The 14896-nt window shown below is 65.1% G+C and carries 13 protein-coding genes; all 13 read right to left on the bottom strand.

All coding sequences use genetic code 11. The annotated features are described in order from the left end of the window. Nucleotides 1-2 precede the first annotated feature (2 nt). A complete protein-coding gene (gene fabZ, locus GGR61_RS01615) occupies nt 3-461 on the bottom strand; it encodes a 3-hydroxyacyl-ACP dehydratase FabZ (protein WP_184405899.1) in 459 nt (152 codons plus the stop codon). Continuing rightward, nucleotides 458-1471, bottom strand: a complete 1014-nt coding sequence (lpxD, locus tag GGR61_RS01610) for a UDP-3-O-(3-hydroxymyristoyl)glucosamine N-acyltransferase (protein WP_184620245.1) — start codon at nt 1469-1471, stop codon at nt 458-460. The genes fabZ and lpxD overlap by 4 nt, the downstream gene beginning before the upstream one ends. A 398-nt stretch (nt 1472-1869) precedes the next feature. After that, nucleotides 1870-4275, bottom strand: a complete 2406-nt coding sequence (bamA, locus tag GGR61_RS01605; protein WP_184620244.1) for an outer membrane protein assembly factor BamA — start codon at nt 4273-4275, stop codon at nt 1870-1872. An 83-nt stretch (nt 4276-4358) separates the two neighbouring features. Next, entirely contained in the window at nt 4359-5723 is a 1365-nt protein-coding gene (gene rseP, locus GGR61_RS01600) for an RIP metalloprotease RseP (RefSeq protein ID WP_184620243.1), read from the bottom strand. A 26-nt stretch (nt 5724-5749) separates the two neighbouring features. Next, on the bottom strand, nt 5750-6940 hold the full coding sequence (locus tag GGR61_RS01595; RefSeq protein ID WP_184620242.1) for a 1-deoxy-D-xylulose-5-phosphate reductoisomerase: 1191 nt from the start codon (nt 6938-6940) through the stop codon (nt 5750-5752). Nucleotides 6941-6942: 2 nt separating this feature from the next. Beyond that, on the bottom strand, nt 6943-7770 hold the full coding sequence (locus GGR61_RS01590) for a phosphatidate cytidylyltransferase (protein WP_184405912.1): 828 nt from the start codon (nt 7768-7770) through the stop codon (nt 6943-6945). Continuing rightward, a complete protein-coding gene (gene uppS, locus GGR61_RS01585; RefSeq protein WP_184620241.1) occupies nt 7767-8528 on the bottom strand; it encodes a polyprenyl diphosphate synthase in 762 nt (253 codons plus the stop codon). The genes GGR61_RS01590 and uppS overlap by 4 nt, the downstream gene beginning before the upstream one ends. Before the next feature lie 17 nt (nt 8529-8545). Then, the gene (gene frr / locus GGR61_RS01580; protein WP_184620240.1) at nt 8546-9103 is read right to left on the bottom strand and encodes a ribosome recycling factor; all 558 of its coding nucleotides are present in this window, start codon (nt 9101-9103) and stop codon (nt 8546-8548) included. 193 nt (nt 9104-9296) lie between these two features. After that, nucleotides 9297-10019, bottom strand: a complete 723-nt coding sequence (gene pyrH / locus GGR61_RS01575) for a UMP kinase (protein WP_184405917.1) — start codon at nt 10017-10019, stop codon at nt 9297-9299. 104 nt (nt 10020-10123) lie between these two features. After that, the gene (locus GGR61_RS01570; protein WP_184620239.1) at nt 10124-11647 is read right to left on the bottom strand and encodes a GGDEF domain-containing protein; all 1524 of its coding nucleotides are present in this window, start codon (nt 11645-11647) and stop codon (nt 10124-10126) included. A gap of 162 nt (nt 11648-11809) precedes the next feature. Next, the gene (gene tsf / locus GGR61_RS01565) at nt 11810-12688 is read right to left on the bottom strand and encodes a translation elongation factor Ts (protein WP_184405920.1); all 879 of its coding nucleotides are present in this window, start codon (nt 12686-12688) and stop codon (nt 11810-11812) included. A gap of 164 nt (nt 12689-12852) precedes the next feature. Beyond that, nucleotides 12853-13668, bottom strand: coding sequence for a 30S ribosomal protein S2 (rpsB, locus tag GGR61_RS01560; protein ID WP_184405922.1), 816 nt, complete (start codon nt 13666-13668; stop codon nt 12853-12855). A gap of 518 nt (nt 13669-14186) precedes the next feature. Continuing rightward, nucleotides 14187-14894: a fimbria/pilus periplasmic chaperone gene (locus GGR61_RS01555; protein WP_184620238.1), complete on the bottom strand. Its 708-nt coding sequence runs from the start codon at nt 14892-14894 to the stop codon at nt 14187-14189. Between the last annotated feature and the right edge of the window lie 2 nt (nt 14895-14896).

Genomic DNA, 14896 nt, shown 5'->3' with positions numbered 1-14896 from the left:
GGTTACCTGGCGCCAGCGCACATCACCTCGGCACTGGCCACCACTTCGCCATCCACCTTGGCCTCGCCATAGAAGCATCCCACGTTGCGGATCAGGCGCTTCATCTGCACCTCCATGATCAGCACATCGCCTGGGATCACCTGCTTGTTGAAGCGGGCATTGTCCACCTTGACCATGTAGAACAGCTGGGACAACGCGTCGCGGCCCAGGCCGAGTTGGGTCATCACGCCACCGACCTGCGCCAGCGCTTCGATGATCAACACGCCCGGCATCACCGGACGGCTCGGGAAATGGCCCTGGAAGAACGGCTCGTTGATGCTGACGTTCTTCTGCGCCACGATCCACTTGGTTTCCAGATCGAGTTCCAGCACTCGGTCGACCAGCAAAAACGGGTAACGGTGCGGGAGCAGCGTCTGGATCTGGCTGACGTCGATCGGCAGCTCGTAAACGGGGTGACTCATGCGTTCTCCTTGCCCACAGCCAGGATGCGCCTTGCCAGCGCATCGAGTTGTTTGAAGCGCGCGGCATTCTTGCGCCACGTGCGATTGTCGGTGAGAGGGGTGCCGGACGAATACTCGCCTGGCTCATGGATGGAATTGCGCACCACCGACTTGCCGGTGATCACGACCTTGTCGCAGATCTCCAGGTGGCCGACCACGCCGACATGCCCGCCAAGCAGGCAATAGCGGCCGATCCTGGCGCTGCCGGCAATGCCGGTGCAGCCGGCGATGGCGCTGTGCGCACCGATGTGGCAGTTGTGCGCAATCTGGACCAGATTGTCCACGCGCACGTCTTCTTCCAGCACGGTGTCTTCCAGCGCGCCGCGGTCGATGCAGGTGTTGGCGCCAATCTCGCAATCGTCGCCGATCACCACACCGCCCAGCTGCGGCACCTTGATCCAGTGGCCGGCATCCATCGCCAGGCCGAAGCCGTCGGCGCCGATCACTGCGCCGGGATGAATCCGCACCCGCTTGCCCAGGCGCACGCGGGTGACCAGGGTGACGCGGGCAAGCAGTTCGCAGCCGTCATCCACCACGCAGTCTTCGCCGATGATGCTGCCGGTACCGATCACGCAGCCCTCGCCCACGCGGCTGCGCGCACCGATGCTGACGAACGGGCCGACATGCGCGGTTGGCGAGACCTGTGCGCTGGGGTCGATCACCGCAGAAGGGTGGATGCCCGGTGCGCGCACCGGCGCCACATCGAACAAGGCCGCGATCTTGGCGAACGCGGTGTAGGGATCCTTGGCGACCAGTGCAGTCCCGCGTGCGTCCGGCGCATCGTCTGCGCGCAAGACCACCACCGCTGCCTGGGTCTGGCTCAACTGTGCCCGATAACGCGGATTGGACAGAAAGCTGAGTTGTCCTGCGCCGGCATGCGCCAGGGTGGCGACGCCATCGACTTCGATGGCGCCATCGCCGACGACGGTCAACCCAAATTGTTCGGCAATCGCACTGGCGGTCAAGCGCATCAGGGTGAACCTCGTGTAAACAGTAAGTGGCTGGTTTTACAAGGAAACTTGGTCGAAAGGTGGCCCAGCAGGCAGGTGTATCTGTTGTCGGGCCGCAACCGTGCGGTCAACTGCAGGGACAAGCATATGAAACCTGGCCTCCCCCTGTTCGGTAACGGACTCCTGCGTGACGCGGTCGCCAGTGCATGGACCGGCGATGTCGCAGAACAGCGCGCCCGCGTTCAGGGCTTCTGGGACTAGCCGCTTCAGTGTGTGGACGCATCCGACTGCGGCGCCGTGGCCCACCTGCCTGGGCGATGTCTGCAACACCTGCTTGCAAGTCCGGTCTCCAGACGCGGCGGTTTCAACAAACGATGGCGGCCCGAGTCATCGGGCCGCCATCGTCTTGCCTGCGCCTTTTAGAACTGGCCGCCGAAGGTGAACTGCAGACGCTCGATCTCGTCGTTGTCTTCCTTCTTCAGCGGGAACGCGTAGCTGATCGAAATGGGACCGACCGGTGCGCGCCACAACAACGCCACGCCGGTGGAGGCGCGCAGTTCGTTGGTCTTGAAGTTGTCCACGCCGTTGAAGACGTTACCGAAGTCGACGAATGCCGACACGCGTGCCGACGGGCTGTCGAACAGCTTCGGGAAGTACATTTCCACCGAACCGACGGTCTTGAACGAGCCGCCCAATGGCTGGCCGCGCGAGTAATTTACCGTTCGCTCCGAGCGTGGACCCAGCGTGTTGTCTTCGAAGCCGCGCACCGAGTTGGTACCACCAGCGTAGAAGTTCTCGTAGAACGGCAAGCCGGTGGCGGTGACGGTGCGAAGCCGGTTGTTACCGTCGCAAGCCTGTTCCGTATAAGCGTTATTGGCAACGACGCCACACACGTCGCGCGAGCTGTCGTTGCCATAGCTGTCGCCGTAGCCCAGCTCGAAGCGGGTGTTCAACACGATCGCGGGGATGATCGGCCAGTAGTTGGAGATCTGGTAGTTGAGCTTGTAGTACTCGACCGTGGAGCCGGGCAGGGTGGTCTCCAGGCCGACGCGCTGGTACATGCCGCGGGTCGGCATGAAGAAGTCGTTGCGGGTGTCGCGTGCCCAGCCCAGCTCGGTACGCCAGGCATGGAAGGTACTCGTGCCGACCGCGTCGATGTAGTCGATGATCGCCTGCGGGGTTTGGGTCGGGAACGTGTTGATCTGGTTGCTGTCGACGCCGACCATCGCGGAGATGGTGTCGTTCTCGGTGATCGGCACGCCAAACACCACCTGCGCCGAGCCGTTCTTGCTGTTGTACTGGGCGGTATTGAAGTCCGAGTAGTCCAAGGCACGCCAGGACAGGTTGTAACCCAGCGACACACCGTCGTCGGTAAAGAACGGGTTGGTGTAGGAGAACGCATAGCGCTGCTGATAGCTGCTGCGCGAGGCCTCCACCGCCACCCGGTTACCGCCACCCAGGAAGTTGTTCTGCGACAGCTGCACCGAGGTGGTCACACCGAAGCTCTGCGAGTAACCCAGGCCGAACACGAAGCTGCCGGAGGTGGTTTCCTTGACGTTGTAGACCACGTCGACCTCGTCGTTGCTGCCGGGCACCTGCGGCGTTTCCACATCCACGCTCTCGAAGTAGCCCAGGCGCTGCAGACGGATCTTGGAACGGTCGATCGCGGCCTGCGAGTACCAGGTGTTCTCGAACTGGCGCATTTCGCGGCGCAGCACTTCGTCGGAGGTGCGGCTGTTGCCCTTGTAGAGGATGCGGCGCACGGTCACGCGCGGACCCGGCACCACCTGCAGATTGACCGCAACGGTGCGGTCCTCGCGGTTCGGGGTCGGGATCGGGTTGACCTTGGCGAACGCGTAGCCGACGTTGCTCAACGTATTGGTGATCGCATCGGAGGTGTATTCCAGCAGCGCACGCGAGAAGATGTCGCCGGCCTTGGGAATGACCAGGCGCTCGATGTCTGCCTGCGGCAGCACGGTGTCGCCGGTGACCTTGATCTCGGAAATCTTGTACTGCTCGCCTTCGGTGACGCCGGCGCTGACGAACATGTCGCGCTTGTCGGGGCTGATCGACACCTGGGTGGAGTCGATGCTGAAGTCCACGTAGCCGCGGTCCAGGTACCAGGAGTTGAGCTTCTCCAGGTCGCCGGACATCTTTTCCTTGGAGTACTGGTCGTCGCGGCGATACCACGAGGCCCAGTTGTGCTCCTTGGATTCCCAGTTCTCCAGGATGTCTTCGTTGGCGAACTTCTCGGTGCCGATCAGGTTGACGTGGCGGATCTTGGCCGCCTTGCCTTCCTTGATTGCGATGGCCACGTCCACGCGGTTGCGGTCCAGCGGGCTCACCGTCGGGGTGATCTCGACGTTGTACTTGCCGCGGTTGTTGTACTGACGGGTCAGCTCCTGGGTGACGCGGTCCAGGCTAAGGCGGTCGAAGGTGCCGCCCTCGGTCAGGCCGATGTCGCCCAGGCCCTTGAGCAGCTCTTCGGACTTGATGTCCTTGTTGCCGGTCACGGTGAGCTTGTTGATCGCCGGGCGCTCCTTGACCGTGATGACCAGGATGTTGCCCTGGCGGTCCAGCTGCACGTCCTCGAAGAAGCCGGTGCGGTACAGCGCACGGATCGAGTCGGCGACCTTGGCGTCGTCCACGGTGTCGCCGCGGTTCACCGGCAGATAGGTGAAGACGGTGCCGGAGGCAATGCGCTGCAGGCCGTCGACGCGGATGTCGCTGGCGACGAACGGCTCGGCGGCCAGGGCAACGGCTGGCAGGCTGAGGCCGGCAGCAAGAGCGAGGGCAAGCAGGCGGCGAGTGGGAAGACGCGTCATGTCACATCCGGTTGGAGTCGATTTCAGGTGTTGCTGGATGCCGACGTTTGACGACGACAACAGGCGGAAAGAGTGGAGCAGCTTCATCGTGGGACCAGGCCGAGGATGTCGTTGTAGAACGCCAGTCCCATCAGCCCGGCCAGGACCGCCAGACCGACATATTGACCGGCAATCATGGCCCGTTCGCTGATCGGGCTGCCCTTGACCAACTCGATAAGGTAATACAGCAGGTGCCCACCGTCCAAGATTGGAATGGGCATCAGGTTGATGATCGCCAGGCTGAGCGACACCAGGCCCAGAAAATACAGGAACCAGTCGAGCCCGCGTTCGGCCGAGGCGTTGGCGGCGCGGGCGATCGTGACCGGGCCGGAGATGTTCTTGACCGAGGCCTGGCCGGTCAGCATGCGTTTCATCATGCCCAGCGAGTCGGCGGTCATCCGGCCGGTTTCGCGGATCGCAGCGGGGACCGCCGCAAAGATGCCGTACTGCTGGCGGCTGTCATATTCCGGCGCTGGCGCGGCCGCCGGGCGCACGCCAAGCATCCATTGGCCCTGCGGCGACTTGCGTGGTGCGATTTCCAGCGCCAGCCGGTCTTCGCCGCGTGCCACCTCGATCATGCCCGGCCCGCCATGCGCGCCCAGCGCCTGCACCTGCGGAATGATGTCCTCGGCCGAGCGGATCGGCTGGCCATCGATGGCCACAATGCGGTCGCCGGGCTTGATCAGGCCATCGGCGACCGAGCCGGGCACCACCTTGTCGATCACCGGCGGCTGCAGCATGAACTGCCAGCCGATGCCGGCCAGCTTGGCCACGCGGCGCTCGTCGAAGCCAGCCGGCAGCTGCGACAGGCGCAGGGTGTGCTCGCTGTTGCCGGCGCCCTCGGATGCGGTCAGCACGCGGATGTCGCGCTTGTCCATGGCAGCGGCGGTGAGCTGCATGCTGGCATCGCTCCAGCTGACCACGCTGCGGTCGTCGATGCGCACGATGCGCTCGCCCGGCGTCAGCCCGGCGGCGGCGGCTAGGCCGTCGGCGCGGCCGATGGTGGCCGAATAATCCTGCTTGCCGACCACGAACATCGCCCACAGCATGGCCATGCACAGCAGCAGGTTGGCGATCGGGCCGGCAGCGACGATGGCGATGCGTTGCCACACCGTCTTGCGATTGAAGGCCTGGTCCTGCTCGGCCGGCTGGTCCTGCTCGGCCGGGTGGACATCGCCTTCGCGCTCGTCGAGCATCTTGACGTAGCCGCCGAGCGGAATCGCCGCGATCACGAACTCGGTGCCGTGGCGGTCGCGGCGCATCCACAACGGTTTGCCGAAGCCGATCGAGAAGCGCAGCACCTTGACGCCGCAGCGGCGCGCGACCCAGAAGTGCCCGAATTCGTGAAATGTCACCAACACGCCCAGGCTGACGATCATCCACCAGACCGAACCGATGAAATCACCCATGGATGCAACTCGGTTGCGTAAATCGATCAGGCATGAAGGCTGTGATGGGCGAGGGCGCGTTCGGTGATCTGCCGCGCTTGCGCGTCGGCAAAAAGCAGGGCGTCGAGGGTGTCGGCATTGTGCCGTGGAAGCGTTGTCAGTGTGTGTTCGACCAACGCGGAGATCGCTAGGAAACCCACTTGGCCCTGAAGAAACGCTGAAACAGCCACTTCGTTGGCCGCGTTCAGGATCGCCGGCGCAGTGCCGCCTGCGCGCAATGCCTCCCAGGCCAGGCGCAGACAGGGGAATGCGTCGGTGTCCGGCGCCTCGAAATCCAGCCGTCCCTGGGTCAGCAGGTCCAGCCCGGCGACGCCGGATTCGATCCGCTCCGGCCACGCCAGGCCAACCGCCAGCGTGGTGCGCATGTCCGGCAGGCCAAGCTGTGCCAGGGTGGAGCCGTCGACGAATTCGACCAGCGAGTGCACCAGGCTCTGCGGGTGCACCACGACATCGATCTGGGCGCCGGGCAGGCCGAACAGATGATGCGCTTCGATGACTTCCAGGCCCTTGTTCATCAAGGTTGCCGAATCCACCGAGATCTTCGGTCCCATCGACCACTTGGGATGGGCAACGGCTTGTGCGGGGGTCACTGCGCCGAGCGCAGCGCGATTCCAGCCACGAAACGGGCCGCCGGAGGCCGTCAGCACCACCCGCCGCACGCCGCGGCTGGCGTCGCAGGAGCGCAGGCACTGGAAGATGGCGCTGTGCTCGCTGTCGATCGGGATGATGTCCGACCCGCCGGCTGCCGCGGTGCGGGTCAGCAGCTCGCCGGCCAGCACCAGCGATTCCTTGTTGGCCAGCAGCAGGCGCTTGCCGGCGCGGGCGGCGGCCAGGGTCGAGGGCAGGCCGGCTGCACCGACAATGGCGGCAACCACGGTGTCGCAGGCATCGCTGGCGGCCAGGGCGTCCAGCGCGGCGCTGCCGGCATGCGCCTGCGTGGCCAATCCTGCCGCGCGCAGGCCATCGCGCAGCGCCGGATACAGCGATTCGTCCGCGATCACCGCGTGCGCAGGGCGATGCGTGGCGCATAGCGCCAGCAGCTCGTCGACCTTGCTGCCGGCCGACAGCACGCTGGCGCGCAGCCGCTGCGGATGACGGGCGATCACATCCAGGGCCGATGCACCGATCGAGCCGGTGGCGCCGAACACGGCGACCTGACGGGGAGAGGAAGCAGCCATGCTCAGAATCCGAGAATTTCCTTGCCGAGTGCGAACACCGGCAGCGCGGCGAGCACGCCGTCGATCCGATCCAGGACGCCGCCGTGGCCGGGAATCACCGTGCCCGAGTCCTTGGCGCCGGCGTGGCGCTTGAGCAGGCTTTCGAACAGGTCGCCCAGCACCGAGGCCAGCACCGCCACCGCCGCGACCAGGATCAACTGCGGCACGTGCGCCAGCGTCAACCCGGCCAGCCAGCCGAACGCGCAGGCCACCGCGATACCGGCAACCATGCCGCCGAGCAGGCCTTCGATGGTCTTGTTGGGGCTGACCCGCGGCGCCAGCTTGTGCTTGCCGAACGCGCGGCCGGCGAAATAGGCACCCGAATCGGCCGCCCAGACCGTGGTCAGCGCGGTCAGCAGCCACAGGTTGCCCTTGTCCGGGCTGGCGTGCAGCAGCACCAGCGCGGCCCAGGCCGGCAGCACCGCCAGCGTGCCGGCGGCGAGCTTGAGTGCGCGCGCCTGGCCGTTGCCGTGATCGGCGCCGAAGGTGAAAAAGCGCAGCCACAGCAGCGCCAGCAACCACCACGCCACGCCCACCAATGCCGAAATCTGGAACAGCACCATCGAGCCGGCCGAGGCCCACACCATCAGCACCATCAGCAGCAGATTGAGCATCAGCAGCACGGTGCGCGGCAGGCTGTCGTCGATGCCGGAGAGCTTGAGCCACTCCCACAGGCCGGTCAGGAACAGGATCGCCGCCAGCGCCGCCAGCCATTGGGTGGGCAGCAGCACGATCGCGCAGATGGCGAGCGGCGCCATGATCAGCGCGGCAATCACGCGGGTCTTGGTCATGCGGAGGAGCTCTCCGTCGCCTTGTCGGCGATCTGGGCGCTGGTCAGGCCGAAGCGGCGTTCACGCCCGGCGTAGTCATCCAGCGCCTGCTGCAGCACGCCGGCATCGAACTCCGGCCACAGGGTTTCGGTGAACCACAGCTCGGTGTAGGCCAGCTGCCACAGCAGGAAATTGCTGATGCGGGTGTCGCCACCGGTGCGGATGAACAGGTCCGGCGCCGGCAGGTCGGCCAGGGCGACGCGGCTGGCCAGCAGCGCTTCGTCGATCTGCTGCGGTTGCAGGCGGCCGGCCGCCACGTCCTCGGCCAGCGCACGCGCGGCCAGCGCGATGTCCTGGCGGCCGCCGTAGCTGGCGGCAATGCTCAGCACCAGCCGCGAGTTGATGGCGGTGGCGCGTTCGGCAGCGGCCATGCGCTCGCGCAACGGCGCAGCAAAGCGGCTGCGATCGCCGATGAAGCGCACTTGCACGCCACGCCGCTGCAGCTCGCCGACCTCACGATCGAGCGCGTGCAGGAACAGCTTCATCAGCGCATCGACTTCCTCCTGCGGGCGCCCCCAGTTTTCACTGGAGAACGCAAACAGGGTCAGCGCCGACACGCCTTTCTCCAGGCAGAAATCGATGGTGCGGTTGACCGCGCGCGCGCCGGCGCGATGGCCGATCATGCGCGGACGGCGCCGACGCTGCGCCCAACGCCCATTGCCATCCATGATGATGGCGATGTGGCGCGGGATCGCGTCGGTAGAAGGGACTGGATGCATGGCAGGGGATGCCACGATCAGACCGTCATCAGTTCCTGTTCCTTGCCCTTGACCACTTCATCCACGTCCTTGATCGCCTTGTCGGTGAGCTTCTGGATGTCGTCTTCGGCGCTGCGCGCTTCGTCCTCGGTGACCGCCTTGTCCTTGAGCAGATCCTTGACCTGCTGGTTGGCGTCGCGACGGATGTTGCGGATGGCCACCTTGCTGTCCTCGCCCTCGCCATGCACGGACTTGCTGAGCTCCTTGCGGCGCTCCTCGGTCAGCGGCGGCAGGTTCAGACGGATCACGGTGCCGACCACGGTCGGGGTCAGGCCCAGATCCGAGGCGTAGATCGCCTTCTCGACGTCCTTGATCATGCCCTTGTCGAACAGGCTGATGACCAGCGAGCGGCCTTCGGAGACGCTGATGCTGGCGACCTGGTTGAGGGGGGTGTCGGTGCCGTAGGCCTTGACCTTGATGCCGTCCAGCAGCGCCGGGGAGGCGCGCCCGGTGCGCACGGTGGTCAGGGAATGGCGCAGAGCATCGATGCTCTTGGTCATGCGCGTCTGCGCGTCTTGTTTGATCTGGGTGAGCATCGCCGGAATCCGTGTGGAGCTGAATCCGGGGATTATAGCCGGGACTGGGGTTTCGGGACTCGCCGGCCGGCAGGTGCCTGCGCAGCCGGTTCACCTGATGGCGCCGCGTCACGCCCGGCACCGCCATCGATCAGGCATCAGCGCAGTGCCTGGCACTGTGCTTTTGCGATTCCCGATTCCCGATTCCCGACGCTCAGCTCCGGCCCTGCACCAGGGTGCCGATCTGCTCGCCGTGCAGGATGCGCAACAGCACGCCCGGTTCGCTCATGCCGAAGATGCGCAGCGGCAGGTCGCTGTCGCGCGCCAGTGCGAACGCGGCCGTATCCATCACTTCCAGGCCCTGCATGATGACTTCGTCGTAGGTCAGGCTGTCGTAGCGCACCGCATCGGTGTGCTTCTTCGGGTCCTTGTCGTAGACGCCATCGACCTTGGTGGCCTTGAGCAACAGGTCGGCGCCGATCTCGATCGCGCGCAATGCCGCGCCCGAATCGGTGGTGAAGAACGGATTGCCGGTGCCGGCGGCGAAGATCGCGATGCGGCCTTTTTCCAGGTGACGGATCGCGCGACGGCGGATGAAGTCTTCGCACACGTCGTTGATCTTGATCGCGCTCATCACGCGCACCTTGGCGCCGAGCTTTTCCAGCGCGTCCTGCATCGCCAGCGCGTTGATCACCGTGGCCAGCATGCCCATATGGTCGCCGGTGACGCGGTCCATGCCGCTGGCGGCCAGACCGGCGCCGCGGAAGATGTTGCCGCCGCCGATGACCAGTGCAACCTGCGCGCCGGCCTGCTGCGCTTCGATCACTTCGTGGGCGAGACGATTGATGACCTTGGGATCGATGCCGTAATCCCCGTCTCCCATCAGCGCCTCCCCGGAAAGTTTGAGAAGAATGCGGCGATAGGAAAGTTCAGACATGGGAGACCTCGGGGGTGGGGGATCGGCAAACGCCGGCAATTCTAGCGGAAGCCTGTCACCGGGCGTGGTAAAAATTCCTTTGTGGCACCGTGGCGATGCCCTGCTCAGTGCGCGCGCGGGTTGGGCGGTGTCGGCACATCGGTCGCATCGTAGGCGGTGACGCGGTTGCGACCGCGATGCTTGGAACGATAGAGCGTGCTGTCGGCCGCCTGCAGCAGATGTTCGATGCTTTCGAACTGGCGGTCGCCACCGCCATGGGTGGCAAGCCCGGCCGAAAACGTGATGTGCAGTGGGCCGCCCTGCACCTGTGCCATCGGCGTGCGCACGGTCTCGGCCAGGATGCGTTCGATTACCATCAGCGCCGCATCGGCGGTGGTGTTGGGCAGGATCACCAGAAACTCTTCGCCGCCGTAGCGTGCCACCAGGTCGCTGCTGCGCACCATGCGCTGCAGCGTCTGCGCGAAGTTGCGCAGCACCTCGTCGCCGATCAGGTGGCCATACGTATCGTTGACCTGCTTGAAGTCATCCAGGTCGATGAAGGCGATCGACAACGGCCAGCCCTGGCGCGATGCCAGCTCGAACTCGTGCTCGAGCGCAGTGCCGAGCTGATGCCGATTGAACACGCCGGTCAGCGCATCGCGGCTGGCCTGTTCGGCCAGATGGCGCATGCGGTTTTCCGATTCGTCGGCTTGCCGACGCGCTTCGGCAACCTCCTGTAGTTCGCGCAGGCTGCGCAGCATCGCCAGTTCGTGCGCCTGCTCGAAGATCATCTGGATGTGCTCGGGCTGCGGCACGCGGATGTCGAACAACGCTTCCAGTTCGGGCAACGATTCGGTGATGCGTTCGATCACCTTCTCGAAGCGTTCGGCATCCAGCTTCAGCACTTTCTGGGCCTGCTGCTGCGCCTGTTCGGTGGCGCTGACCGTACTGGCCGACAGCCAGATGTCGGCCAATTGCCCCGATAGCGCGACGCAGGCCATGAACGGCTCCAGGCTGGCCGGATCGTCTTCGCTCTGTGCAATGGCGTTTTGCAGATACGACGGCAACTGCCATTGATGCGCGAGCCAGGCGCCGACCTCGGCGTGGGTGGCGCCCAGATGCGTGCGCTCGGTGTCCAGCAGGGCAGCGTTGTCGAGCGCGCCTTCCAGCAGCGGTGCGTACACCTCGGGTGCGCCCTGCAGCAAGGCCAGCTTGCCGATGTCCTGCAGCAGCCCGGCCAGCATCAATTCTTCGGGCTTGCGAATGCCATAGGCCTGTCCCAGCACGCGGCTGGCCATGGCGCAAAGGCCGGCGCGGCGCCACACGCGCTCATGCAGCGGGTGCGCGGCGAAGGTGCTGCGCACGCCATGCACCATCGAAAATCCCAATGCCAGGCTCAAGGTCGCGTTGAGGCCGAGCATGCTCAACGCCTGGCCCAGGTTGTCGATGCAGCGGCGGCTGGCATAGAGCGGCGAGTTGGCCACCCGCAGCATGCGCGCGCTCAAGGCCATGTCCAGGGCGATGACATTGGCCGTGGTGGTCATGTCCACGTCGACGTCTTGCGCCAGTTCGATGATGCGCAAGGCAACGCCGGGGGGAGACGGCAGGTTGCGGCAGTAGTGCAGGGCGGCCTGAAGGTCTGGTTGCATAAGTCGTCGCCGTCGGTTGTTGCAAGCATACAGCCGCGTTCGCCAAAGTGGCGCTGCGCGTGCGACCTGCGGTGTGCTTGCAGTGTGGGAAGCAAAACGCAAAAAAGCCGCGGCATGCCGCGGCTTTTTATCAGCGCTTGCGAAGTCCTCGCTTGCGACTGATCAGGCCAGACCGGCCTGCTTCATCACTTCGGCGGCGTAGTCTTCCACCACCTTTTCGATGCCTTCGCCAACGGCCAGGCGCTGGAAGCCGATCACTTCGGCACCGGCAGCCTTGACGGCCTGCTCGACGGTCTGATCGGTGTTGAGCACGTACGGCTGGCCGTACAGCGTCACCTCGTTGATGATCTTGCTGATCTTGCCGCTGATGATCTTTTCCAGGATCTCGGCCGGCTTGGACTTGTCCTTTTCGGACATCTTGGCCAGTTCGATTTCCTTTTCCTTGGCAACGAACTCGGCCGGGACGTCGGATGCCTTGACGTGCGGCGGGTTCATCGCCGCGATGTGCATGGCGATGCCGCGCGCCAGCTCGATGTCGCCGCCCTTCAGCTCGACCAGCACGCCGATACGACCGCCGTGCACATAGGCCGCGACGTTGTTGGCGCTGTCGACACGCACCAGGCGACGCACCTGCAGGTTCTCGCCGACCTTGGCGATGACGGCTGCGCGGCGTTCTTCGATGGTCTCGCCGCTGTCGAGCTTGACGCTCTTGAGCGCTTCGGCGTCGGCGACGCCCGAGTTCAGCGCGGCGGTGGCCACGGTCTCGGTGAAGGCCAGGAAGTTCTCGTCCTTGGCGACGAAGTCGGTCTCGGAGTTGACTTCGACCAGCACGGCCTTGCCACCGGCCTGTGCGGTGGCGATGCGGCCTTCGGCGGCAACGCGGTCGGCTTTCTTGTCGGCCTTGGCCAGGCCCGACTTGCGCAGCCATTCGGCCGCGGCGTCGATGTCGCCTGCGTTTTCGACGAGTGCCTTCTTGCACTCCATCATGCCGGCGCCGGTGCGCTCGCGCAGTTCCTTGACCAGGGAAGCAGTGATTTCCATGGAATTACCTCATATGGACGAATGCGTGCGGCGGGGATGTTCCGCCAATGGGGAGACGGCGCAGCCGGCCGCCCCCGTAAATAGTTAGTGGCCTCGGCGACGGGGCGCGATGGACCCGTCGGGGCTGTGGCCGCACAGCATGGTGCGGCCACATTGCATGCCGATTATTCGGCAGCGGGGGTGGCAGCCGGAGCCTCAGCCTTCTTTTCGGCCTTCTTGGCCGGGGCGCGACGGCCCTTGCCTTCATCGGCGGACTCGGCCGAGAACTCTTCCTCACGCACCGATGCGGAGTTCGGCGCAGCAGCCTTGCCTTCCAGCACGGCGTCGGCAGCGGCACGTGCGTACAGCTGCACGGCGCGGATGGCGTCGTCGTTACCCGGGATGGCGTAGTCGACCAGGGCCGGATCGTAGTTGGTATCGACCACCGCGATCACCGGGATGCCGAGCTTCTTGGCTTCCTTGATGGCGATGTCTTCATGGCCGATATCGATCACGAAGATCGCGTCGGGCAGACGGTTCATTTCCTTGATGCCGCCCAGCGACGCATCCAGCTTTTCGCGCTCGCGACGCAGGCCCAGCACTTCGTGCTTGACCAGCTTTTCGAAGGTGCCATCGGTTTCGGCCGATTCCAGTTCCTTCAGGCGGGCGACCGACTGCTTGACGGTACGGAAGTTGGTCAGCGTGCCGCCCAGCCAGCGCTGGGTCATGAACGGCATGCCGCAACGCTCGGCTTCTTCCTTGATCGACTCGCGCGCGCTGCGCTTGGTGCCCAGGAAGAGGATGGTGCCGCGCTTCTGTGCGATCGAGGAGAGGAAGTTCATCGCATCGTTGAAGAGCGGAACGGTCTTCTCGAGGTTGATGATGTGGATCTTGCCGCGCGCGCCGAAGATGTAAGGCGCCATCTTGGGGTGCCAGTAACGGCACTGGTGGCCGAAATGGACGCCGGCTTCCAGCATCTGACGCATGGTGACTTGGGGCATTGAAGTAACTCCGTAAGAGCGGAATCGCCGTGCGCGGCTTGTTGTCGAAAAGTCCGCACATGGATGTGCGGGCTGTTGCGAGGGACTCGCATCAAAACGCACAAGATTCCGGGGTTGGGCTTCCCTGTTGCCTCCGTGACGAACCCCTTGTGGGGGCACCCCGGCACGGATGGCGGCGACAGGTGTGAATTCGTCGATGACGTCCGACGTGGACGGCGCGATGCGCGAAAGACGCAAAACAGCCGACGGAGTATAGCCGGCGGGGCGGTCCGGTGCAATCGTTTCAATGCCGGCGTCCGCGAGGCCTTCAGGCCTGTGAATCGGGAATCGGGAATCGGGAATCGGGAGTCGGGAATCGGGAATCGGGAGTCGGGAATCGGGAGTCGGGAATCGGGAGTCGGGAGTCGGGAATCGGGAGTCGGGAGTCGCAAGAGCTTGGCCGTCCTGACGCCCCGGACGCAGTCGGCGGCGCCGATGCGCCTGCCGATTTCCCACTCCCGATTCCCGATTCCCGCTTCCTAGGGCTGCAGCGCCAGCGTGGTCTCGATATCGCTGTTGACGCGTGCCACGAAACGGCCCTGGCCGACGGTCAGGTTGGCCGGCAATGCCCACTGGCGGGTCTGGCCGGGCAGGACGTAGCCGGCCAGGTTGTCGCCAATGCTGCGGCGGGTGCCGCCGGCATCGATGTAGGCCAGGTCGGCCAGGCGTGCGTGGTGAGGTCCGGCGTTATGCACGTTCAAGACAAGACCGGCGCCATCGGCCGACAGGGTTGCCCGCAGGGCCGGGTGCGCATCGCCCGGCGCGCTGGGCAGGACGAACACCGGGGTGGAATACCGCAACAGTTCGGTGTCGCCTTCCGAGGCATGCTGGGTCACCACCAGCCGGTAGCTGTCTTCGGTCTGTTCCGGACTTGGGCCCAGACGGATCACCCGCAACAACTGCCGCCCTTGCGGCGGGATTTCGAAATGGGTGGGACTGACGGTGGCGCCTTTGGCGGGCTCAAGCAGTTCACGGTCGCCGTCCTGGCTCCAGCGGTAGAGCTTGGCTTCGGCGTGCCACGGCACTGCGGCCTGGTTGTACAGCCAGACGGCAGTCTGGTCGCTGTCGGCGGGAATATACGCGGTGGTGGGGGCAATCGCGATTTCGGCAGCGGCGACGCTGCCATTCGGTGCCAGGCAGGCCATTGCGAGCGCGAGCCAGCAGCCAAGCAGGCGGGGCGTGGTCATGG

It is taken from the genome of Xanthomonas sp. 3058 (assembly GCF_014199765.1).
In the GTDB taxonomy this organism is placed as follows: domain Bacteria; phylum Pseudomonadota; class Gammaproteobacteria; order Xanthomonadales; family Xanthomonadaceae; genus Xanthomonas; species Xanthomonas campestris_B.
Note: the sequence above shows the minus strand (reverse complement) of the source record. Positions and strands in the feature narration are given on the sequence as shown.